22 protein-coding genes are annotated in these 21,845 nt (G+C 40.3%); 4 read left to right on the top strand and 18 right to left on the bottom strand.

Annotated features, from left to right (window positions below; genetic code table 11):
* Positions 1-2 precede the first annotated feature (2 nt).
* From ygfZ to rpmJ, 9 genes are all read right to left on the bottom strand, one after another.
* Positions 3-1,667 carry a CAF17-like 4Fe-4S cluster assembly/insertion protein YgfZ gene (gene ygfZ / locus LNTAR_RS11110; RefSeq protein ID WP_007278800.1) on the bottom strand — a complete coding sequence of 555 codons (1,665 nt, stop codon included), beginning with the start codon at positions 1,665-1,667 and terminating at the stop codon, positions 3-5.
* On the bottom strand, positions 1,651-3,270 hold the full coding sequence (locus LNTAR_RS11105; RefSeq protein ID WP_007278799.1) for a metallophosphoesterase family protein: 1,620 nt from the start codon (positions 3,268-3,270) through the stop codon (positions 1,651-1,653). Before LNTAR_RS11105 ends, ygfZ begins: the two co-directional genes overlap by 17 nt.
* 394 nt (positions 3,271-3,664) lie before the next feature.
* Positions 3,665-4,279 carry a hypothetical protein gene (locus tag LNTAR_RS11100; protein WP_007278798.1) on the bottom strand — a complete coding sequence of 205 codons (615 nt, stop codon included), beginning with the start codon at positions 4,277-4,279 and terminating at the stop codon, positions 3,665-3,667.
* Between the two features lie 55 nt (positions 4,280-4,334).
* Positions 4,335-4,784, bottom strand: coding sequence for a 50S ribosomal protein L17 (gene rplQ / locus LNTAR_RS11095; protein WP_007278797.1), 450 nt, complete (start codon positions 4,782-4,784; stop codon positions 4,335-4,337).
* Positions 4,774-5,799, bottom strand: coding sequence for a DNA-directed RNA polymerase subunit alpha (locus LNTAR_RS11090; protein ID WP_007278796.1), 1,026 nt, complete (start codon positions 5,797-5,799; stop codon positions 4,774-4,776). Before LNTAR_RS11090 ends, rplQ begins: the two co-directional genes overlap by 11 nt.
* 21 nt (positions 5,800-5,820) lie before the next feature.
* The gene (gene rpsD / locus LNTAR_RS11085; protein ID WP_007278795.1) at positions 5,821-6,438 is read right to left on the bottom strand and encodes a 30S ribosomal protein S4; all 618 of its coding nucleotides are present in this window, start codon (positions 6,436-6,438) and stop codon (positions 5,821-5,823) included.
* A gap of 5 nt (positions 6,439-6,443) precedes the next feature.
* Positions 6,444-6,878 carry a 30S ribosomal protein S11 gene (gene rpsK, locus LNTAR_RS11080; RefSeq protein ID WP_007278794.1) on the bottom strand — a complete coding sequence of 145 codons (435 nt, stop codon included), beginning with the start codon at positions 6,876-6,878 and terminating at the stop codon, positions 6,444-6,446.
* Positions 6,879-6,899: 21 nt separating this feature from the next.
* Positions 6,900-7,292: a 30S ribosomal protein S13 gene (gene rpsM / locus LNTAR_RS11075; RefSeq protein ID WP_007278793.1), complete on the bottom strand. Its 393-nt coding sequence runs from the start codon at positions 7,290-7,292 to the stop codon at positions 6,900-6,902.
* A 5-nt stretch (positions 7,293-7,297) separates the two neighbouring features.
* Positions 7,298-7,414, bottom strand: coding sequence for a 50S ribosomal protein L36 (gene rpmJ, locus LNTAR_RS26620; RefSeq protein WP_083800018.1), 117 nt, complete (start codon positions 7,412-7,414; stop codon positions 7,298-7,300).
* 266 nt (positions 7,415-7,680) lie between these two features.
* On the opposite strand from rpmJ, the gene LNTAR_RS11070 reads away from it, so the two are divergent.
* From LNTAR_RS11070 to LNTAR_RS11060, 3 genes are all read left to right on the top strand, one after another.
* Positions 7,681-8,937 carry a diaminopimelate decarboxylase gene (locus LNTAR_RS11070; RefSeq protein ID WP_007278792.1) on the top strand — a complete coding sequence of 419 codons (1,257 nt, stop codon included), beginning with the start codon at positions 7,681-7,683 and terminating at the stop codon, positions 8,935-8,937.
* 171 nt (positions 8,938-9,108) lie between these two features.
* Complete coding sequence (locus tag LNTAR_RS11065) at positions 9,109-10,206, top strand: alpha/beta hydrolase (RefSeq protein ID WP_083800017.1); 1,098 nt, start codon at positions 9,109-9,111, stop codon at positions 10,204-10,206.
* An 82-nt stretch (positions 10,207-10,288) separates the two neighbouring features.
* Positions 10,289-12,115 (top strand): sulfatase family protein, encoded by a 1,827-nt coding sequence (locus LNTAR_RS11060; RefSeq protein ID WP_007278790.1) that lies wholly within the window; start codon positions 10,289-10,291, stop codon positions 12,113-12,115.
* A gap of 50 nt (positions 12,116-12,165) precedes the next feature.
* On the opposite strand, the gene LNTAR_RS11055 is transcribed toward LNTAR_RS11060, so the two are convergent.
* From LNTAR_RS11055 to LNTAR_RS11015, 9 genes are all read right to left on the bottom strand, one after another.
* On the bottom strand, positions 12,166-12,525 hold the full coding sequence (locus tag LNTAR_RS11055; protein WP_007278789.1) for a hypothetical protein: 360 nt from the start codon (positions 12,523-12,525) through the stop codon (positions 12,166-12,168).
* A gap of 51 nt (positions 12,526-12,576) precedes the next feature.
* Positions 12,577-13,608, bottom strand: a complete 1,032-nt coding sequence (gene hemE / locus LNTAR_RS11050; RefSeq protein ID WP_007278788.1) for a uroporphyrinogen decarboxylase — start codon at positions 13,606-13,608, stop codon at positions 12,577-12,579.
* Positions 13,608-14,879 (bottom strand): glutamate-1-semialdehyde 2,1-aminomutase, encoded by a 1,272-nt coding sequence (hemL, locus tag LNTAR_RS11045; RefSeq protein ID WP_007278787.1) that lies wholly within the window; start codon positions 14,877-14,879, stop codon positions 13,608-13,610. Before hemL ends, hemE begins: the two co-directional genes overlap by 1 nt.
* Positions 14,880-15,695: a transglutaminase family protein gene (locus LNTAR_RS11040; RefSeq protein ID WP_007278786.1), complete on the bottom strand. Its 816-nt coding sequence runs from the start codon at positions 15,693-15,695 to the stop codon at positions 14,880-14,882.
* 11 nt (positions 15,696-15,706) lie between these two features.
* The gene (ilvN, locus tag LNTAR_RS11035; RefSeq protein ID WP_202944944.1) at positions 15,707-16,207 is read right to left on the bottom strand and encodes an acetolactate synthase small subunit; all 501 of its coding nucleotides are present in this window, start codon (positions 16,205-16,207) and stop codon (positions 15,707-15,709) included.
* A 7-nt stretch (positions 16,208-16,214) separates the two neighbouring features.
* The gene (gene ilvB, locus LNTAR_RS11030; protein WP_007278784.1) at positions 16,215-17,924 is read right to left on the bottom strand and encodes a biosynthetic-type acetolactate synthase large subunit; all 1,710 of its coding nucleotides are present in this window, start codon (positions 17,922-17,924) and stop codon (positions 16,215-16,217) included.
* Between the two features lie 8 nt (positions 17,925-17,932).
* Positions 17,933-19,447, bottom strand: coding sequence for a glycine hydroxymethyltransferase (locus LNTAR_RS11025; RefSeq protein ID WP_007278783.1), 1,515 nt, complete (start codon positions 19,445-19,447; stop codon positions 17,933-17,935).
* Between the two features lie 209 nt (positions 19,448-19,656).
* A complete protein-coding gene (locus LNTAR_RS11020; RefSeq protein WP_007278782.1) occupies positions 19,657-19,845 on the bottom strand; it encodes a hypothetical protein in 189 nt (62 codons plus the stop codon).
* Between the two features lie 100 nt (positions 19,846-19,945).
* Positions 19,946-20,497 (bottom strand): response regulator, encoded by a 552-nt coding sequence (locus LNTAR_RS11015; protein WP_007278781.1) that lies wholly within the window; start codon positions 20,495-20,497, stop codon positions 19,946-19,948.
* Positions 20,498-20,781: 284 nt separating this feature from the next.
* Between LNTAR_RS11015 and LNTAR_RS11010 the strand changes: the two genes are divergently transcribed.
* Positions 20,782-21,777 carry a hypothetical protein gene (locus LNTAR_RS11010; protein WP_040914729.1) on the top strand — a complete coding sequence of 332 codons (996 nt, stop codon included), beginning with the start codon at positions 20,782-20,784 and terminating at the stop codon, positions 21,775-21,777.
* Positions 21,778-21,845 lie beyond the last annotated feature (68 nt).

Raw genomic sequence — 21,845 nt, 5'->3', positions numbered from 1 at the left:
AATTAGCCTTCGTTTAGTTGTTGCAGAAGCATCTCCATTTCTTGTTTGGGCATCAGCTCACCTTTTTCATGGGCTATAGCAATGCCTTTAACCAAGAGATCTTTAGCCTCTTCCTGTCTGTTCTCTAGTATATATGCTCGAGATAGCAAAGTACAGCAAACTGAATAATCTCTTTTAATCTCGAGACATTTTTCCAAATATTTTATAGCTTTTTGAGCTTGTTTTAACTCTAAAGAAATTTTGCCTAAACCAAAGTTTGCAGCCAAATCATCTGGATCAATTTCCAAAACTTCATTAAACATTTTACGACGGCGTTCACGCTCAGCATTCGCTGCCTCATCAAAATCACTCTTATTCACACGCTTTTTACGTTTTGCTGCTGCAATACGAAATGTCGCCAGAGTCCCCTCCTGTTTCTCTGCCTCAGCTTCCTCGATCATGCCCTTTTTCATGTAAAAAACTGAGAGGTTTGTATATGCCATCACCGTATCTGGATTGAGCTCTTTGAGGCGCTTCATTAATTCAATAGCTTCATCAAAGCGTTCGTGTCTTGAAAGTAAAACACCTAGAGCTTCATAGGCATCTTGATTGCTAGGATCTAAATAAAGAGCTTTCTTCAACAAGGGTTCAGCTGCAATATCGCTAACCTCATCGGAGCTCGCAAATAACTCTAAAGCTTCGTGGTAAGCCTGTTTTGAAAGTACAATGGCATTGCCATGGCTGACTGGAGGTAAAGTGCGAACTTCTCCTGTAAATTCAGTACATTCTGAATCGATGAATTTCACTTGCATCTCTGCTTGTCTAAATTTTTTATTGAGATAAACGAAGAGAATAAATTTGTTTAATTCCGGTGACCAAGTTTGACTTTTATACTTGCCGATTTTATTCCCATCAATCGTTGATAAGGTGTCATTTTGCTGTAAGTCATTAGGCACTTCATTCGCGATCAAGGCACTGAGGTAACGATTGACATTGCCTCGGTATTTCACCCGCGCAACAATCTCCTGGCCTGTAAAACAGCCCTTTGTATAAGAAACACAGTGTAACTGTAAGCCCGTTTCTGGCAATAAAGTTTTCTGATCATAATCATGATCCATAATTGGAAAGCCAGCTTCCATTCTAAAGGCTTTGAAAGTTTCATCGTCCATTTCTAAGCCTAAATCCGGCTGTGAACCATCCTTAGTAATAAGAATCGAACTATCTAAACCTAGCATGCCCATAGTAAGCAGTAAGTGTTGATCATGAACATAAAGCTTCTCTGGCTCAATTTGATGAATATTCATATTTGAAATCAATTCAGAGCTCGGGTCAGTATTCTTTAAATGGAAGGTTTTAAAACTTTTACAGATTTCTAAGTCAGCATCTTCCATGATGATATGCTTTTCTAAATGATCCTTAACTTCGTCAATCACCGATTTAGAGCACAAAAGGTAAAAACAGGCCTCATCTAATTTTATCAAAAAATGATGGGAAATAATTTTACCTTGTGGATTTAGCAATGAAGATAGTTGGGCGGTTTTAGCCCCCAACACTTTTACATCACTCGTGCTTTGTCCCTGCAGAACCTTATCTGCATCTTCTCCTGAAACCCTCAAAACCCCAAAGGTTTTTAATTCATAGAATGAGTTTTGGTTTTTTAATCTATTGTAATTATCTATCCAAGTCATTGGTCACATTATCGAGCTTAAATTTATGTTCTATCCCTCGACTATACATGCATATCTCAATCTCACTCTCTAATATAAGAAAACAGTAATTAGAATGATGTATAATTTTTTGTCCCTGGTCACTACTTAAGTATTGAGTATTTTTAGAATATTTATTATACCAATTGAAGCCAAGGCGTGCTAGTAAAGTTAGAGGTGGTTTATTCTTTAGTGAACTCGAGACCACTTGAGTCACTTGCTTATTACAAAGATTTACGTTTCTAACGAATGAGTAATGCACATCACCGGAGATAATCACAATGCGCTTTGCACTTGCCATAGAGAGCAAGGCCTCTAAAACATCCATAGATTTGGCTTCTTCACTACCTTTCGGAGGTGCATGCCAACCTTCTCGATCAATTAAACTCACCGATTGAGGAAGAAATGCCAAACGTTCTTGCAAGGACTCGATAGGTTCATAACCATAAACTGGCGATGGACTAATGATAACCAACTCATCACTTACACACTTACTTAATTGTTTTTTAAGCTTACTCTCTATAATTAAACCCGCTGGAGACTGAGAATCTGAACCACCTAAGCGATGATTTCGTGTATCAAAAAACACAAAAGCTTTGTTTCCAAGTATAAGCTCATTGGACCAATCAGCGTCATTGATAATGCGTCTTCCCATACTGCAGTCATGCACTTCTTCCTTAAGATAAGCCACGATCAATTCATCATAAGTTCTATAGCGTTTATAATTACCCATAATTTGAAATAAATACCCCGTTGCATAGGCATTTGCTACCACTCGTTGGCCCTGCTCCTTAAGTCCTTCTAGCCAATATTCATTGATTTTTAGATCGTCGCTCACATCGTGATCATCCATCTGCATATAAGTAGGGACATTTGCAAAAAGCTTTCGAACCTTTTTTAGATCCCTTAGATCAACAATTGAAGAATCTTTTTCCCATAATTCTTCACTCCAAGATAAAAGGTACAAAGCTATAAATTCACCCAATGACAAAAGGTGATGACTCGACTTCATACTCGTTAAACCAATAGATTGACAAAAATCTTTTCGATCTTTCAGATCTAAGGCAGTTGTGGGCAAGTCGTATGTTTGACAAATTTCTTTAATCTTATCCAATAAGTCTGAGCATAAATCATCTGCGTAAACCTGATCTCCCGTGAGAATGAGAACCTGTGGTCTGAGCTTATCATCATTAAACCTATCTAACATTTTCGGCAAACAATCATCTTGTTCTGAAGAAAGTTGCCGACAGGAACCAGTAAGTATTCGTTCGCTACCAAAAGTAAATGAGGGCAATTCACTCTCTTCAACCAAGCCTAAAGATAAGTCTTTTATTATACTGACCTGTCCATGGATGACATCATAAGAGTAAAGCTCATCGCTACACAAATCCACTTCAGACTTTAAGATGTAAAAAAAAAGCTTTGAGGACAAGGGTACTTTGCGAACATCGCAATGACTTTTTAAGAGTTCTCCCTTGTGATATATACATAAATGAAGATCCACATCTTCTTCAAGAACAACTTGTACGGAAAAATATTCATCCTCTACCCTCCTCACTTGAGGACCTGATATTACTCGACACATGAATCACAACCTATTTATACCTATTCTTTCAAGGTAATAAAGGCTCGTCAGAAATCAATATCGTTGGGGAAATAAAAAAGACCGTTACTTATGCTAGGGGGAGGATAGGAGGTATGGAGGATAGGAGGTAAGCATAAGTAACAGTCTGTATATAAACTATGGCTCTTAACTTAAATTTAACAAGCCGGTCTTATAACTTTTTCTTAAATAAAAATTAATACAGTACAGACTTGTATACTTTGGGGCACTAAAAAAGATCGTTGCCTGTGTAAATGGAGGGGAGGTATGGAGGAAAGGAGGATACACAGACAACGACCTATTAATAAACTAACTACGAGACACTTATTTACAAGACTAAGAGAGAAAAATGTTACGTATTTACTAAAATGGCCATTTAAATATTAACTCTCACACCGCTTTCATCGAGTAACTGAAGAGCCCAAAACTCAAACTCAAGCCATTTCTGCTTTGAGATCTTAGGTAAAGATTTTCTCGAGTCAGCTGACTCCTCCAATCTTATTAAAAACTGTTGCTGTAGAGGGGCAAAATGACTTAATTCAGGAAGCCCCCCAAAATCTTTGAGGAAGTTAATAAACAAACATACTCGCCACGCTAAGTATTCCCCATCGTTCAAAAAGTCTTCCATTGCCTGCAGAACCGTTTTAAAGGCTAAGGGACATGCGTGATTCTGGCTAGTGATCTTAAGAATCGTCTGGGACAACTCACAAGCCTTATTGAAATTTTCGTATGATTCAGAAAGATGATCATAGTTGTGAATAATCTCAATGACTTCACCTTTATAAAGGCTATTTTCATCTAACTGTAAAGTGGTTTTATTAAGCTGCTTCTCTAAGCGAACCTTCATGACCCGAAACAAGCCCGGCTCATAAAAGTCTTTACTTCTTTTAAAGATAAAGACTAATCGCCCCATATCGGGGGATAAAGCCCAGACGAGGTAATCTCTACCCTTGCCGGCTTCCACTTTGAGAATAATAATGACGGTTTCCATAGACAAAAAAACCGCTGGGAAAACCCAGCGGTTAAAAGCTTATACTAAAAGTCGCTTACGCTTCTTTTGTATCTTCTGAAGTTTCTTCAGCAGGCGCAGCATCTTCTGCAACTACTTCTTCCGCTTCTTCAGCTTCTTCGAAGTTGGGTTCAAAACCAACGAGCTCAACTAATGCAAGCTCAGCATTGTCACCACGACGCTTACCCATACGGAGTACACGAGTGTAACCACCGTTGCGGTCTTTGAATGTTGGTGCAATGTTATCGAAAAGCTCTCTAACAGCATCCAAATCGCGGATAACTGAGATTGCTTGACGACGTTGGTGAAGATCACCAGCTTTAGCCAATGTAATCATTTTAGACGCTTGACGGCTTAACTCTTTAGCTCTTACTACGGTAGTTTTGATACGACCGTGAGTAAAAAGGCTAGTGAGCATGTTTGCCATCATGCATTTACGGTGACTTGTAGAACGGCCAATTTTGAAAACTTTCTTTCTATGACGCATCTGACTTCATCTCCTCTTTTTCAAGTTTCTTATTGAAAGCCACACGAACTTCATCTTTAAGTTTCATGTTGAGGGTGATTCCCATCTCGAGCATTTTATCTTTAATTTCATCGAGTGACTTTTTACCAAAGTTCCTATATTTGAGCATCTCTGATTCACTTTTCTGAATCAATTCGCCTAGGTACTTAATTTCTGCATTTCTTAAGCAGTTCTGAGCACGTACGCTGAGTTCTACTGAAGTTACAGGGATGAGCATTTTACTAAGAATAGCTTCGTCTTCAGGAGTCTGGATGAGGCTCGCTGTGCTATCTTCTGGATTGTCATCTGTGAATACACAGAGGTGATCGCGAAGGATAATAGCAGACTTTCTGAGGGCATCTTCAGGTGAGATGCGTCCGTCTGTCCAGATTTCCAATTCGAGTTTATCGTAGTCAGTCATTTGACCTACACGTGTATCTGATACATCGTAACTAACACGTTCGATAGGACTGAATAGTGAGTCAACAGGAATAAGACCGATAGGTGCTTCTGAAGGCTTATTATCATCAGCAGACTTCCAGCCACGGCCAGAAGCTACTTCAAATTCTATTCTGAGCGGGGTATCTTTGTCCAAAGTGCAAATGTACTGTTCAGGGTTAACTACTTGAGTTACACCGTCAGTAACAATATCTGCAGCAGTAACTGGGCCCTTCGTATTAGCACGAAGTTCAAGTTTGCGAGGAAGGTCACCCTCTGCAGTAAAACGGACATTTTTGAAGTTTAATACAATTTCAGTAACATCTTCCACGACATCTGCTGCTTGAGCATATTCGTGAAGAACGCCGTCAATCTTGATCCACGTAACCGCTACGCCCTCTAAAGAGTGCAAAAGTACACGTCTAAGGCCGTTGCCTAAAGTGTGTCCGAAGCCTTTCTCGAATGGTTCTGCGATAAATTTACCGTACTTTTCAGTAGCTGTAGCTTCGTCTAAAACCATGTTTTGAGGCATAGCAAATTGTGCTTGTGTAGAGCCCATAAAGATCTCCAATTAATAATATTATTTTGAGTAAAGTTCTACGACCATCAATTCGTCTGCAACAGAAGGAATTTCTTCGCGTTCTGGGAGACGTACGATTTCGCCTTTAAGTTCGTCTTTGATAAGACTAACCCATTCAGGAGTCTCGCCACGAGCGCCATCAAGGAATCTCTGAACGAGTGCTTTTGAACGTGATGAATCTTTAAGAGACACAACATCACCAGGGCGAACACTGTATGAAGGAATGTTACAACGACGACCGTTGATACGAATGTGACCGTGACCAACAAGCTGACGAGCAGCTGAACGAGTTGGTGCAAAACCTAAACGGTAAACAACGTTATCGAGGCGTGCTTCGAGAAGAACCATCAAGTTGTTACCAGTAACACCACTGAGTTTTGCAGCGCGATCGAAAGTGATGCGGAACTGCTTTTCTCTGAGGCCATAAGTAATTTTAAGTTTTTGCTTCTCTACGAGCTGCTTACCGTATTCAGAAAGTTTCTTTCTTGCTGCGTTAGCACCGTGAACCCCTGGAGGATTAGGACGCTTAGCTAAAACTTTGTCATACTTCATGTTGCCGAAGAGGTTAACACCAAAGCGACGGCAGATTTTACCTTTATTTCCGGAATATTTACCCATGTGGATTAAACCCTTCTTCTCTTAGGTGGACGACAACCATTGTGAGGGATGGGTGTAACGTCTTTGATTAAACTAATGTCAAGACCTGCAGCGCTTACGCCACGAACAGCTGATTCACGACCAGCACCAGGACCTTTAACTCTAACTTCAACTTCGCGCATGCCATAAGTCATTGCACGCTTAGCAGCTTCTGTAGCAACTAGTTGAGCAGCATAAGCTGTGCTCTTTCTAGAACCTTTGAAACCCATTTTACCAGCTGATGACCAAGCAAGAACATTGCCGTGTACGTCAGAAACTGATACTTTAGTATTGTTGAATGTTGCAACAACGTGCACAATGCCGTTTGTTACGTTTACTGGAGTGCGACCTTTTGCACCCTTCTTTCTTGTGACCTGCTTAAGCTGAATTGCATTCGGGTCATCTTCTAAAAAATCTGCCATAATATATTTTCCTAAAGGAGATTATTTCATCTGGTTACGTGCTGATTTGTCACGTACCGCACCGATAGTCTTCTTCTTACCTTTTCTGGTACGAGCATTTGTCTTGGTTCTTTGACCACGACAAGGAAGACTGTGTTTGTGACGACGACCACGGTAGCAATTAACCGCTTGGAGACGACGTACAGAAAGAGCTAATTGTCTTCTGAGGTCACCTTCAACTTCGTAAGAAGAATCTAATAATTTAACGATTGCCGAAATATCAGCATCATTAAGTTCTGATGCACGCTTATCGGGATCAATTTTTGCTTTTTCTAAAATCTCAAGAGCGGTCGCTGAACCAATCCCGTAGATATACGTAAGAGAGATCTTAATTTTTTTGTTTGTCGGTATGTCGACACCCATAATTCTTGGCATAATAATTACCCTTGTCTCTGTTTGTGTCTAGGGTTCTTGCTGCAGATCACTCTGACAATACCCTCACGCTTGATAACGCGGCAATGCTCACACATTTTTTTAACTGAAGCTCTAACTTTCATTTTAAAATCCTAAAAATTTTACTCTGTGTTGGATTTGTTTACACAAGTCCTAAATTAATATACATAAAACCTAAATAATGAGCGCATATAATAGCCGAAGCTATGCACTTGTCAAAACAAGCTTAGGAAAAAAGTTAGATACTCTTTTTTTCTTAACTCTAAAGACATTTATCATGGCTTTATCTATGTCTAGATCTTGCGGGGAATGGAATGGGTGCAACATTAGGCGAACAAATTAATTAAACAAGCCATTCAAAATATTTTTTATGCAAAATTTTACTTTCCTTAATAAAGAAATCATTTCTAAGCTCAACGAACAGCACCGTACCCCCTTTTACGTTTACTCACAAAAAGTGATTGAAAAGCAATGCCAGGCAATTTTGGCGATTCCCGCACCCTTCGGTCTAACGGCTCGCTACGCCATCAAAGCCAATCCGAATACCGCTATATTAAAAGTAATTGAGAATACGGGCTTCCACTTTGACGCCTCAAGTGAATATGAAGTTATACGCTGCTTAAAAGCTGGTATAGCTGCTGACAAAATCCAACTCACCTCACAGGAAATGAGTTCAGAACACTTGGAGCTCATTATTAAAGAGGGCGTTCGCTTTAACGCCTGCTCACTGGAACAGCTTAAACGCTATGCAGCCAAAGCTCCAAAGGGAAGTGAAATCTCTATACGCATTAACCCCGGATTAGGTTCTGGATCTAGCCGTAAAACAAATGTTGGTGGCCCCTCCTCTTCTTTCGGCATTTGGTTCGAACAAGTCGATGAAGTCAAGCGATTTGCAGACGGTTGCGGACTTCGCATCACTCGTCTCCATTCACATATTGGCTCTGGTGCCGATCCCGCTGTTTGGGAACGCGCCGCTAGCCTCACTCTTGCTGTCGCTCGCCAACTCCCTGAAGTCACAGTACTTAACCTTGGCGGAGGCTTCAAAGTCGCTCGCCACTCAGACGAAGTATCCACTTCTATTGAAGCTGTTGGGCAAACTGTTGCTGATGTCCTCAAGAAAGAAGCCGAAGAAACTGGACGCAAGTATCACCTTGAACTGGAACCAGGAACCTTTCTCGTTGCTAATGCGGGCTCACTTGTTTGCTCTGTCGACGACATCACGAACACGGGTGATGAAGGTTACACTTTCCTCAAAATCAACGCGGGCATGGACATGCTCACACGCCCTGCCCTCTACGCAGCTCACCACCCTTGCTTACCCTTAAGTGACAGTTCAGAAAAAGTTGAGTACGTGATCACGGGTCATTGCTGTGAAAGCGGCGACCTTTTCTCTGTTTCTGCTGACGATACTCTGGAACCACGTTCATTGCCAAAAACTAATATTGGCGATACAATCATTATCGAAGGTGCAGGAGCTTACTGCGCTTCAATGTCTTTGAAAAACTATAACTCCTTCCCTCAAGTTGCAGAACTCATCTTAGATAAAGATGATCAAGCACACATTATTAGGAAGCGTGAAGAAATGGAGCAAATCCTCGCCAACGAAGTACTGCCCTCTTACCTTTAATATATAAAGGTTTCTTTCGAACGGTGAGAAATCAGTAAATAAGGGCTCCATACGCAACATGCGAAAAACTCTAGAAATAGTTATTTTTCTGTATCTACATTTAAGAAATAAAATAGAATTGCTTAGCTAGTCTTTAAGTATTCATTATATTAGTCAAGCAAATTAGGAGTTATGATGAGAAGCATTTTACTTATATACCTTATATCATTGAGCACACTTTTTAGCTCACCGCTTAAAGATTACCCAGAACCTGTTTTCAAGATAGAAATACCCCCTATCCCTTCGAAAGAATTCGGCAAATATGATCTAAGCCAACACGATGTTCAGTTTCTAAGTTCAACCGCCTCGAAAAATGTTCGAGAAGGCAAACTTGATTTAGCCATACAATTTCAATACTGGGCCCACCAAGCCAATAAAAATGATGGCTTATATGAACTTGCCTGTTACTATTCTTTAAATAAGAATATTGATGCTTCCGTTTATTATTTGCAGAAAGCCGCCATCAGTGAAGGTACTTTTTACGACTTTGTTATTGACGATGAAGACCTCATCCCCGTCATGAACTCCAAGTACTGGGAACAACTTAGGCCCTGGCTCAAGAAATGTTCCTACGCCTGGAGAAACAGCGGCTATTCACGCATCAATATCATAGAACCTCAAAACAAAATATCGAAAATCTTGTTAATCGGCCTCCACGGCTATGGATCAAAACCCGAGGACTTTGCGAGTCCTGATGATCAAGAATTCGCTAACAAACATCAAGTCACTTTTGTTGGAATTAGTGCTTCATTAGCCATGGAAAACAATTCCTTCATGTGGTCTGAAAATATTCCCAAAGACTACAAACACATCACTAAACTCTTAAAGACTAAAGGAATTAACTTAGCCACAGAAAATAGAACGATCATTCTCATTGGTTTTTCTCAAGGTGCGCAACTCTCGACTGAGATCCTTGCACGTCATCCAAATCTATTTAAAGGAATTATCGCTTTGTGCCCTGGAGCCAAGTACGATAGCCAACTTCATAAAGCTAAGCCTAAACCAAACTTAGGCCAAAAAAAGGCAGTTATCATCTGTGGTGCGGAAGAACACTCTGGAAACCTTAAACTCAGCAAATCAAACTTTGAATGGCTTCGTCAACACAAGGCAAAAGTTAGCTACACGAAAATCGAGGGCATGGGCCACTCCTTCCCAAATAATTATTACCTAGCTCTTGAAGACTACCTTTCCTATGTATTAAACGATAAAGTATCAAATCAGGCAAATTAAATCAAAGATATTTTTAATCATCGTCACTTCTCGTCGATGTAAGTGTATTATTCAGTAAGAACTCATAACAAAGGATTTCATTATGCTTAGGTACATCTTAATCTCATTATTCGTATTTAGTTTACAAGCTGCTCAAGAACGCCCTAATATTCTCTGGCTAACCAGTGAAGACAACAGTGTGCGTTGGATCGGAGCCTATGACAACCCCAATGCGAGTACTCCAAATATCGACGGCTTAGCCAAAGAAGGCTTCCTCTATACTCAAACTTATGCCAACGCACCTGTCTGTGCACCTTCGCGCTCCACTTGGATCACGGGTATTCACGCTATTTCTATGGGAACTCATCCAATGAGAAGCCGCTACGAGATCCCTCATGATAGAATCAAGTACTACCCTGACCTTTTAAAAGCTGCTGGTTATTATGTCTCAAATGCTGGGAAAACCGATTATAATATCGGCGGTAGAAGCGATGGCGATTGCTGGGATTCCAGAAAAATCGATTGGAAAATCCTCAAACAAAAACAGCCTTTCTTTCAAATTATCAACAGCACAAAATCACATGAATCAAAAGCTTTCGGCGATGTGACAAAATCTAAACACGATCCCAAGCGCGTTAAACTAGCGAAGTATCACCCCGATATCCTCAAAATCCGCCAAAACTACAATCACTATCACGATGCTGTCAGTAATATGGATGCGGACATAGGCAAAGCACTCAAAGACTTAGAAAAAAGTGGGCTTACTGAAAATACCATCGTCATATACAATTCGGATCACGGTGGAGTTCTTCCCCGCAGTAAAAGATTTCTATTTAATAGTGGCACGCACTGCCCCCTGATCATTCGCATCCCTGAAAAGTTCAAACACCTTTGGCCAGCCGAAGCACCTGGCTCAAAAGTAGATCGACTCGTCAGCTTTGTTGATATGCCAAAAACTTGGCTCAGCTTAGCAGGAGCCGAGACCCCAAAACACCTATCAGGAAAAACTTTCTTAGGCCCCAACGCTGAACCTGAACGTGACTGGCATATTAGCTTTCGCACACGCATGGACGAACGGTGTGATAATGTTCGCGCTATTCGCAATAAGCAATTCCTCTACATTCGCAACTACATGCCTTATGCTCCCTGGGGACAAAAACTCACTTACCTCTGGAAAATGAAAGCAACTCAGGCTTGGGATCAGTATAACAAAGAGAATAAAACCGATTCAATCACAGGGCGCTTCTTTGATCAAAAACCTATGGAAGAACTCTACGACGCGTCAAAAGATCCAGATAACATTAATAACCTCATTAACGAACCTGAGTATAAAGAAATCATCCAGCGCATGCGCAAAGAAATGAGCCAATGGCAAAAGAAACATCATGATGCTGGAATGCTACCTGAAAGTGAGATTTTAGAAGCTGCTGCTCGCGCTAATAAGACGATCTACGATTTTGTCCGTGATGAAAAGCTCTATAATCTCGATGCCTATTTAAATGCATCAGAAAAAGCCTTAATTAAAGACCCTACTCTAACTGAAGACTTCTATGAAATGCTTAATAATGAAGATGCTGGAGTTCGTTACTGGGGTATAGTTGGCCTCTTTAACCTACAAGACCAAGTCCAACTTAATAAACAAAAAGTTCACTCACTCCTTAAGGATAAATCTCATCACGTTCAAATCATGGCGGCTTGGATCCTTTACAAAGCGGGTGATAAAAAAGTCGCGCAAGATCACTGGAATCTCCTTCTTAGTAACAGCTCTTATGCATCACTCAAAATATGCAATATCATTGACTGGATTGGCGAAGGCCCTGATGCTTACATTGAATCCCTAAAAAAGTGTCAATACAGCCACGGTGGGTATGTCAATCGCATGAAAGAGCAATTTGGTATCAGCACCAAAAACAAAGGCAAGACCCTTTAAAACTAAAAAAGCCGGCGATTAAGCCGGCTTTCAAAATCTAACTTAGAGCATTACTGATTGTAATGACGCTCAAGCTCACGATAAACGGTGTTGATTGAGTCTTCTGCTCCAAGAACAACATAACGCCTAGCAGATACCGTGTACTTCGAACTTCTAGAGGTCATTGGTGTAAAAGTAATCGTAACTGGTGTTTCAAAGTATTGCACATCCAAAGTCAATGTAGCACTATCATCAGCAACGACTTTTGCACCGAAGAGCTGAATCGCTTGACTCCACGCTTCTTCAGCTGAATACGGCGCGTAATTATATTTGGCTGCCTTTACAGATGAGTACTCACCTGGGTCACTTTGGCAAGATTGTGTTGCAAAGGCAACGAAAGATATAACAATTAGTAATTTGATAATTTTCATTTAATTCTCCTAAAGCTTTTTAGAATCTAAGTCCAAGTAACTGGACTTCAACTAATTATTTCTCCAAGACTTAACAGTATCGACAACAAACTTGACATTTTCTACTGGAGTCTTCGGCATGATACCATGGCCTAGGTTAAAAATGTGTCCTTTCAAACCTTTTGCCTGTTCTCGAATCAACTCGAGTTTATCAGCTAAAATCTCTTTATTAGAGAATAAAGATGCAGGATCCAAGTTACCTTGGAGAACACGTGAGTTATTACATAAGTCTTTCGCGACATTTAGTGGCAGAGTCCAATCCGTACCCAATACATCAGCTTGTGAATCAGCTACAGAATCGAAATAAGCATTGGCACCTTTCACAAAGTGAATAACTGGTTTACCACCGGTTTCTTTCTTAATAAAATCAATAATCTTAACCGTGTATGGGTGCGAGTACTTCAAATAATCTTCGCGACTCAAAACACCGCCCCAAGAATCGAAAATCTGAACGATTTGAGCACCTGCTTTGAACTGTTCCAATAAATAGTAACAAGTCATCTCAGCAATTTTATTCATCAACTCATCATAAGCTTTAGGCTGAGTGTACATAAAAGTTTTAATCTTGAGGTAATTCTTTGAACTACCACCCTCAATTGCGTAAGACGCAACTGTGAAAGGTGCACCGGAAAAGCCAATTAAGTCTTTCTCTGGAGACAATTTTTTACGAATGGCAGAAAGTGCATCGTAAACGTAATCCGAACCCTTTTTTACATCTGGAACCACAACGCGTGATACATCTTCAGCATTTTCAATTGGATTGTGAATAACGGGGCCACGTCCCTCATAAAATTTAAGATCGAAACCCATTGGGATTAAGGGTGTCAAAATATCCGAAAATAAGATAGCGGCATCCACATCGAGGATATCGATAGGCTGCATAGTCACTTCAACAGCATTCTCATACTGCATGCACATTTCAAGAAAAGAAAACTTTTCGCGAACTGCACGATATTCGGGCATATATCTACCCGCTTGTCTCATTAACCAAATCGGTGTTCTTTCACATTTTTTCCCTAAGGCGGTATCTAGTAATAAGCCCATTATTGATCTTCCTTTAAAAATTGTTCTAATGTGGATACATAGTGATCAAAGTCTTTGTCCGTGTGCGCACAGGATAAAAAGTTTGCCTCATATTGAGATGGCGGCAGGAGGATTTTGTTTTTTAAACAAAACTGAAAAAAGCGTCCAAAACGATCAAAGTCGCAATCGCCTACCTCATCCATGTTTTTAGGTAAAGTTTCTTTAAAGAAAAGTGTAAACATCGAACCTAACTGCGTAAAGCAAACATCACTGCGTCCTGCTATGAGCTTTTGAACTTTATCATTAAGGCTTTTACCTAAGTCGTTCGTTTTCTCCCACACTTTATCACGGAGGAAAACTTCTAAGTTTTTAATCCCTGCCGCCATTGCGAGAGGGTTCCCTGAAAGAGTTCCGGCTTGATATACTGGACCCAAGGGAGCCAATTTTTCCATGACATCTTTACGCCCACCAAAAGCACCCACTGGTAAACCACCACCAATCACTTTACCAAAACAGAATAAATCAGGTTTGACACCATAGAGTTCTGCAGCTGTTTTTTCATGAACTCGGAAAGCACACATCACTTCATCAAAAATGAGTAAAGCTCCGTACTGATCACAAAGTTTACGTAGACCTAAAATGAAGTCTTTCTCACCAGGCACTAAACCCATATTACCTGCTACAGGCTCTAAAATAATTGCAGAAGTTTCTCCATCGCGCAAAATACTTTCGACTGATTCTAGATCATTATATATAGCCGTGCGCGTTGTCGCTGTGTAACCCTCAGGAACACCCGCAGAACTAGCCGTCCCAAAAGTTGAAACACCTGAGCCAGCTTTTACTAATAAGCCATCAGAGTGGCCGTGATAACAACCTTCAAACTTGATAAACTGATCTTTTCCAGTAAAACCACGAGCTAAGCGGATCGCGCTCATTGTCGCTTCCGTACCGGAACTCACAAAACGCACCATCTCGAGCCCATCAATTGTATCGGTCATTAGTTTAGCTAAATCGTATTCAAGAGGGCAACTCATACCAAAACTAAAAGCTGATTCAGCCTGTTTTTTAACGGCATCAACGACTTCCTGAGGAGCATGACCTAAAACCGCCGGCCCCCAAGACATTACGAAATCAAGGTAATCTTCACCTTCTACACTCGTTAAATAAGCACCTTGTGCTTTTTGAAAAAATAGTGGATCACCACCAACGGCACCAAAAGCTCTAACTGGTGAATCTACACCACCAGGAATTAATTCTTTAGCTTTGGAATAAAAATCATTAGATAAAGACATCTAAACCCCTTTCATCATTTGTATGATATTTCCTGCTGCACGAAACTTGAGACTACTACTTTGCTCAGCCCATATGCGATACAGATTATTCATAATTCTTATTAAAATTTCAACTTCGCCTACAGGATCAAGCATTTCGGCTCTCAATTCATAACCGTAACGATTAACTAGCACTCTTAATTCCGCTTTCGTCATCTCTTTAAAACACTCGCTGGAGGGGTCAAAATAGGCTAAAGTACCATCTTCATATTCTTGAGCCAGAATGAAGTGCCCTGGCAAATTTACACCAAAGAACTTAAGGTTTTTACGTTTTGCTAAAAGCACAACTAAGGCACAAATTATTACCGGCATGCCCTGATTCGAATTGAGTAGGTTAAATAGTGAACAGTTCTGCGCTTGCTGATAATTAATAGCTCGAGCTCTAAAGCGCGCAAATACTGTTTTAAACCCTTCCAATGAAGGTTCTGCTCCCAACTGAGTTTCAAGTGAATTCAGCTGAGCTTTGATAGCAACTTCATTATTTTTATTACAGATCAGCGTATCTATTAAAATGAGGACGTCTTCAAAAGAATTTTCTTGTGCTTTCTCAAAAGTACCTTGAATCTTTTTACTAATCTCATTAACACGACGAGAATGGAGTAACTTACTCAGAATACCTTTTGCAGGTAACTCAAGCTCCTCCATCTTCATCGTCATTTTCTGAAGTTCAATCAGGTCACTTTTCAAAAGAGAATCACATAAATCATCAAAGTTCTCGTCACGACGACAAAGAAGTTCTGATAATGCATTAACCTTTCCAGTAAGTTGACCCGACATTTCTAGAAACCCTATGTGGGCTTTTCTCCGCGAGCCATTAACATCTGTCCACTGCGGACCATTTCGACAATTTCGTAATTAGATAAAAGGGCAATCATTGCATCAAGCTTAGTTGATGCACCTGAACACTCAATAACCAGAGAGTTGTCTGTAAAGTCGACTGTTTTTCCACCAAAGTGCTTAGTAATTTGCAGGATTTCACCACGGTTTACTGCGTTTGCCGCAACTTTTACTAAGACCATTTCGCGAACAATTGCCTCTGTATCTTTGTGTTCAATACAGTGAACGACATCGACGAGTTTTTCGAGCTGTAAATTAATTTGTTTTAAACTATCGCTTGCCCCTTTCGCAGAAATCGAAACACGTGAAAAGCGACCATCCATTGCAGGTGAAACAACGAGAGAATCAATATTGTAACCACGGCGTGAGAAAATCTGACACATGCGCATTAAAGCACCTGGGTTATTGCGAATATAAACACTTATTGTATGATTTTGAAATTCTTTCATCATCAAATCCTTAGGTTGAACCAGTTGGCTTTTCTAACTTCGTTTCAGGAGCTTCAAGCAACATCTTATCGTAGTTAGCGCCAGCAGGGATCATGGGGTAAACATTATCAGTTTTGTTACAAACTGCTTCGATCAAGCATGGCCCATCATTATATGCCAAAGCTTCTTCCCAGACCTTTGCCACATCATCACTACTTGACATACGGAAAGCTTTTACACCGTAGGATTCAGCTAATTTCACAAAATCAGGGTTGCCTTCCATATCAACGCCTGACAAACGCTCATCAAAGAAAAGCTCTTGCCACTGACGAACCATACCGAGGTAACTATTGTTGAGGACTAAAATTTTAATTGGCAGCTTGTGAATGGCTGCTGTCGACAACTCAAAAAGAGTCATCTGAAAACCGCCATCGCCTGAAACAGAAACAACGAGGTCACCTGGGCGACCAAACTGCGCACCAATAGCTGCAGGAAAACCGAAGCCCATTGTACCAGCTCCACCAGAACTCAACCAGTTTTTTCCTTTCGTAGATTTACAAAATTGCGCTGCCCACATTTGGTGCTGACCAACATCTGTCGAAATAATGGCTTCACTATCGCTCTGCTTGTCTAACTCAGCAAGAACTTCCTGCATGGTTAAACCACCTTCAATAGTATCAAATTTCAAAGGGTAATCATTGCGCCACTCTTTAACTTGCTTGACCCAAGCTTCCGTATCACATTCTTCCACATGAAGAAGTAGTTCCTCGAGAATTAAACGAGCATCGCCAACACACCAATGATCGGGTGTAATCATTTTACCATATTCAGAAGGGTCAATATCAATGTGAATTCTTACTGCATCGGCACAAAACTCATCGAGCTTGCCAACAATACGGTCATCCCAACGAGAACCAATAGAACAAACTAAGTCACAATTTTTAATTGCGAAGTTCGCATAAGCTGTACCATGCATACCGAGCATACCGAGAGCTAAGTCATGCTTCTCAGATATAGCACCTTTGCCTAATAGGGTACTAACTACTGGGACATTAAGTTTTTCAGCAAGAAGCTTAAGTTCTTCTTCAGCATCTGATAAAATACATCCATGACCTACCATTATCACAGGCTTACGGGCTTTCTTAAATGCTTTTGCGATGTCTTTAATTTTGTCAACATCTCCATGGCCTGGCACTGTGTAGCCTGGTAAATCCATAGCCGCATCTAAATCAAATACACCTTCAGTTGAACTAATATCTTTTGGGACATCTATAATAACTGGACCTGGACGTCCGCTTGTCGCTACGTAAAACGCTTCATTAACAATACGAGTCATATCTTCGTGTGAACGCACCAAGTAGCTGTGCTTGACCACTGGAAGAGAAATACCAAATACATCCGCCTCTTGGAAGGCATCTTTACCTAACATAGGGCTGATTGTTTGACCTGTAATAACAATCATCGGCACTGAGTCCATCTGAGCTGTTATCAATCCTGTAATCGTGTTGGTCGCACCTGGACCACTCGTTACTAAAACGACACCTGGTTTCCCTGTTGCTCTAGCGTAGCCATCGGCCATATGAGTCGCACCCTGTTCATGACGCACAAGGATAAGTTCGATTTCTGTCTTTGTGGTGACCAGAGCATCAAAGAATGGAATCGCTGCACCGCCAGAGTAGCCGAAAATGTACTCTACGCCATGCTTTTCCAAACATTTAATTACTGCTTCTGCTGCGTTCATTAAATAACCTAATTTAAAACTTGTTTCAAAATTTCCGTGTCAAGTTCCGGATAAAGAACAAAACGATTCAATAGATTGGTAACGCGCTCACGACACGAAGCAATCACCGCCTCGTCAGTTGTCGCCTTCGCAAGAGATTTTTTACCGGCATTTTTGCCTGATGCAATTATATTTGCTGTTGTGGATTCAAGAATCTCTATTACAACCTGTGCAATTTCTTTCATTTCCGCTTCACCCATACCAAGGGTAGTCAAAGCTGGAGTACCAATTCTTAAACCAGAAGTGTACCAAGCTCCATTCGGATCGAAAGGCACTGAGTTACGGTTGAGTGTAATACCTGCAGCACGAACTGCATCCTCAGCTTGACGACCAGTCAAACCAAAATTAGTCACATCAAGCACCATGAGGTGATTATCAGTACCGCCAGACGTAAGATTAACGCCACCTTCTGATAGGTATCCTGCTAAAGATTTTGAGTTTTTGACGATGTTTTGAGCATATTCTTGGAACTCAGGAGTATTAGCTTCTTTAAAAGCAATCGCTTTTGCTGCCATGCAATGAGGAAGTGGTCCCCCAAGAACCATTGGGCAACCTTGATCAATAAAATCACCAAATTCTTTCTTCGCAAGAATTAAACCCCCGCGTGGACCACGGAGTGTTTTGTGCGTAGTTGTCGTTACAACGTCAGCGTGTTTGACTGGGTCAAAATCACCCGTAAATGCTTTACCTGCCACAAGACCAGCAAAGTGAGCCATATCAACCATAAAAACAGCACCTACGCTATCTGCGATTTCACGCATGATACGGAAATTCACTTTACGAGGGTAAGCGGAATACCCAGCTAAAAGGATTGTTGGCTTGACTTCTTCCGCTTGCTTACGAATAGAATCATAATCGAGAACTTGTGTCTTCGGATCCACATCATATGTGTACGCATCAAACATACGTGCAGATACATTATGACGGTAACCATGAGTGAGGTGACCACCAGAGTAATAGTTAAGACCCAAAAGCTTTTGGTGACCAAAAGTAGCGCGTAACTCAGCCCATTGCTCGTCAGTTAAATTATAAAGATTAGTTTCTCCAACTTTATCCATATAGGGTTTCTGAACAACTTTATTCAAGATCGCCCAGAAAGCCACCATATTTGCGTCAGCACCAGAGTGAGGCTGTACGTACGCGTGCTCTGCGCCAAAAAGATCACACGCCTCTTTACATGCTTGACCTTCAAGATTATCAATATTATCACAACCAGCGTAGTAACGATGATTCGGGAAACCTTCGGCGTATTTATCTGTAAGCAAGTTACCTAAAGTTAATTGAGTTGAAAGTGAACAATAATTTTCTGAAGCAATCATCTTTAAGTAAGAACGTTGATCTTCTAATTCTTTAATGATGGCTGCTGGAATAGATTTATCGACTTTAGCCACTTGTTCGAGATTAGCTAAGTAACCTACCATAGCAGCATTTGGCTCTTGACCATTTGCTACTATATCTTTAATGTATGCCGCTAATGCGCTCATATATAAAACCCTTTATGTACGTTTTCTTATTTATAATGACCTGCAATATAAAGCACTACCTAATACCTGCAAGGTCGAAAAATCATTAATTAAAAACTATGCTCTCCACAAGTAGAATGCAGAATTTAGCGGCATTTAAAAGCCCTTAAAAACAGAGAAAAAAAAAGAGCAGCCATTTGGCCGCTCTCAATCAAAAAGTAATAATTTGCTTACTTCTTAGAAGGGCACTTATCGCAATCTTTTTTCTTAGAGTCTTTATCGCATTTTTCTTTCTTAGCGTCTTTGTCGCATTTTTCTGTTTTATCAGTCTTTTTGTGTGCTGCACAAGAATCACATGCAAGAGCAGTTGAACCTGCAAAGAACACAAAGAAGAATGCAAAGATTAATAGTTTTTTCATGGGGATGACTCCTAATTCATTTTTGTTGTTTGGTTGTAGAATTGTATAAGAAATTCCATTTGAAAGAAAAAACAAATACTTTCAAAAGAACTTAAAAAATTTACTCTTCATTTTTAGCGATATCGTCCATCATCGAATTACGACTGCGGTTCTGACCGTAAACTTTGAGAAACTCAGAAAACTCAGAATTATCAATAACAACGGTCGCCGTATCCTGTAATTGTTGAGCCTTGGCCTTCACTTGCTCGTCAGAAATACCGTCTTCTTTATAAAGATCTAAACCCAAGAGAGAATTAGTTGCACTTATAAACTCTTCTGCAGAAAACCCTTTCTCTAAAACAGTTGTATAACCTTCAGAGGCATTCATCATCAATTCTTCATCTCGTGGAAAAACCGCAATACCGATAATAGGAATAAACTCACCGGATTGGAGTGCCACATAATCGCCAATATCAAAATTCTCTAAGCCTGGAATTCGGACATCTGATATAATCAAATCAAATTCAAAGTGAAGTCTCTCAAATAGAGAAAGTAGATCTTTCCCATTAAAAGCACTAAAAACTTCGTAACCTTGACCCTGTAAAATCTTTGTATAACTACTGGAACTGAACATATCTTCAGTACAAATAATCACTCGTTTACTATCTCTCATTTATGGCATCCATAATTAACACTTAAACTTTTTAACTATGACTAAGATACCTCTATACCACATAAAATCAAAAAAATGTCCTTTCATTTTCCCTAGCACAAAGTTAATTAAGACACTTTTTATACAAAATTCTCACCTTTTCGACCTCATTACCTATGCTTAACACAGCTCTACACAAGCCAATCTGCCCAAAATGCGAGAGTAGCCTCAAGAAAATCACCCTGAGCAATCAAGCTTTTTGCCCTCATTGCTACACTTGTTTTTTGGAATATTTTTCCCAATCAATGAAAATTGGTGAAGCAATCAGCTATAATCCCAAACAAATTAGCGATGCTATAAAAAACGAAAAATACGAATTAGCTAACTCACTCTCTAAGGATTTAAAGATCCCCAAGCAAGAGCACCCTTATTTATTCACTAGGATAGAGTTCCTCAGAAACCTCGACAGTTATAAATTCCTCAATTCCGAAAACGATAAGTTAAAACCTGCCATCCTCAGTGAACTAAACTCCCGCAACCCCGAAGTCAGAGAAATAAAAGACTTAAGCAATAATACTGTTTTAACTTCGGAGGGCACATATATAAAAGTTCTTAATGAACACCATATAAACTTCGGCTACATAGGCACCAGCAACAATACTCAAGAATTAGAAGACGCTCGACTAAAAAACCAGCACCGAGATATCCAAAACAACTTCACCTATCACGAAAAGCTAGGATTCTTAGGCCCAGACCCCTCCCACCTAGGAGAAGCCTTCAAACTCCAATTCGGCATAGCCCTACCTCACCTATACATGGATAATCAAATCCAGCGAATTAGCCAGGCATGCTCAGACCTCGGCTTCACTTTGAAGCCAATGCAAATAAAGAAGAACTCCCCACTCATCTATACATTAGAAAACAAATCGAGCTCCAACACAACATTAAAAGAAACCATCACTGCCGCCATCCAATTAGGCTACGCTGTAAAAAAAGCCGAAACCCACGCACAACTCAAAGCTCTAGAGTCCGATCACAGTTACAAGCTTTTTGCCTCAAGCTATTGGTCATTAGGATCCCTCCCCTCACTCACATCTGAAGAATACTTCTCCTATATAGAAGACATGATCTGCGCATGCCTATTCAACTACCTAGACAAACACAAGCTACAAGAACTCACTCAACTTTTCCAATCACAACTCCACTCTATCCTACTGCTGAACGACGAGCAAAGCGATTGTGACACAAGTAAAGTAATGAATAAAGACTTTGAATACTTTTTAAATACCCTCAGAAGCTAAATCGTATTGGCCTTTCTTAACCATCGGTGTATAATTTTAAAATAATCAAAGAATCTTTTTAGAAGGAA

This window comes from Lentisphaera araneosa HTCC2155, from assembly GCF_000170755.1.
In the GTDB taxonomy this organism is placed as follows: Bacteria; Verrucomicrobiota; Lentisphaeria; order Lentisphaerales; family Lentisphaeraceae; genus Lentisphaera; species Lentisphaera araneosa.
Note: the sequence above shows the minus strand (reverse complement) of the source record. Positions and strands in the feature narration are given on the sequence as shown.

What these genes read in the sequence shown, in the direction of transcription:
- ygfZ (WP_007278800.1), bottom strand. Translation starts at nt 1,667, where the DNA reads ATGACTTGGATAGATAATTACAATAGATTAAAAAACCAAAACTCATTC.
- LNTAR_RS11105 (WP_007278799.1), bottom strand. Translation starts at nt 3,270, where the DNA reads ATGTGTCGAGTAATATCAGGTCCTCAAGTGAGGAGGGTAGAGGATGAA.
- LNTAR_RS11100 (WP_007278798.1), bottom strand. Translation starts at nt 4,279, where the DNA reads ATGGAAACCGTCATTATTATTCTCAAAGTGGAAGCCGGCAAGGGTAGA.
- rplQ (WP_007278797.1), bottom strand. Translation starts at nt 4,784, where the DNA reads ATGCGTCATAGAAAGAAAGTTTTCAAAATTGGCCGTTCTACAAGTCAC.
- LNTAR_RS11090 (WP_007278796.1), bottom strand. Translation starts at nt 5,799, where the DNA reads ATGGGCTCTACACAAGCACAATTTGCTATGCCTCAAAACATGGTTTTA.
- rpsD (WP_007278795.1), bottom strand. Translation starts at nt 6,438, where the DNA reads ATGGGTAAATATTCCGGAAATAAAGGTAAAATCTGCCGTCGCTTTGGT.
- rpsK (WP_007278794.1), bottom strand. Translation starts at nt 6,878, where the DNA reads ATGGCAGATTTTTTAGAAGATGACCCGAATGCAATTCAGCTTAAGCAG.
- rpsM (WP_007278793.1), bottom strand. Translation starts at nt 7,292, where the DNA reads ATGCCAAGAATTATGGGTGTCGACATACCGACAAACAAAAAAATTAAG.
- rpmJ (WP_083800018.1), bottom strand. Translation starts at nt 7,414, where the DNA reads ATGAAAGTTAGAGCTTCAGTTAAAAAAATGTGTGAGCATTGCCGCGTT.
- LNTAR_RS11070 (WP_007278792.1), top strand. Translation starts at nt 7,681, where the DNA reads ATGCAAAATTTTACTTTCCTTAATAAAGAAATCATTTCTAAGCTCAAC.
- LNTAR_RS11065 (WP_083800017.1), top strand. Translation starts at nt 9,109, where the DNA reads ATGATGAGAAGCATTTTACTTATATACCTTATATCATTGAGCACACTT.
- LNTAR_RS11060 (WP_007278790.1), top strand. Translation starts at nt 10,289, where the DNA reads ATGCTTAGGTACATCTTAATCTCATTATTCGTATTTAGTTTACAAGCT.
- LNTAR_RS11055 (WP_007278789.1), bottom strand. Translation starts at nt 12,525, where the DNA reads ATGAAAATTATCAAATTACTAATTGTTATATCTTTCGTTGCCTTTGCA.
- hemE (WP_007278788.1), bottom strand. Translation starts at nt 13,608, where the DNA reads ATGGGCTTATTACTAGATACCGCCTTAGGGAAAAAATGTGAAAGAACA.
- hemL (WP_007278787.1), bottom strand. Translation starts at nt 14,879, where the DNA reads ATGTCTTTATCTAATGATTTTTATTCCAAAGCTAAAGAATTAATTCCT.
- LNTAR_RS11040 (WP_007278786.1), bottom strand. Translation starts at nt 15,695, where the DNA reads ATGTCGGGTCAACTTACTGGAAAGGTTAATGCATTATCAGAACTTCTT.
- ilvN (WP_202944944.1), bottom strand. Translation starts at nt 16,207, where the DNA reads ATGATGAAAGAATTTCAAAATCATACAATAAGTGTTTATATTCGCAAT.
- ilvB (WP_007278784.1), bottom strand. Translation starts at nt 17,924, where the DNA reads ATGAACGCAGCAGAAGCAGTAATTAAATGTTTGGAAAAGCATGGCGTA.
- LNTAR_RS11025 (WP_007278783.1), bottom strand. Translation starts at nt 19,447, where the DNA reads ATGAGCGCATTAGCGGCATACATTAAAGATATAGTAGCAAATGGTCAA.
- LNTAR_RS11020 (WP_007278782.1), bottom strand. Translation starts at nt 19,845, where the DNA reads ATGAAAAAACTATTAATCTTTGCATTCTTCTTTGTGTTCTTTGCAGGT.
- LNTAR_RS11015 (WP_007278781.1), bottom strand. Translation starts at nt 20,497, where the DNA reads ATGAGAGATAGTAAACGAGTGATTATTTGTACTGAAGATATGTTCAGT.
- LNTAR_RS11010 (WP_040914729.1), top strand. Translation starts at nt 20,782, where the DNA reads ATGAAAATTGGTGAAGCAATCAGCTATAATCCCAAACAAATTAGCGAT.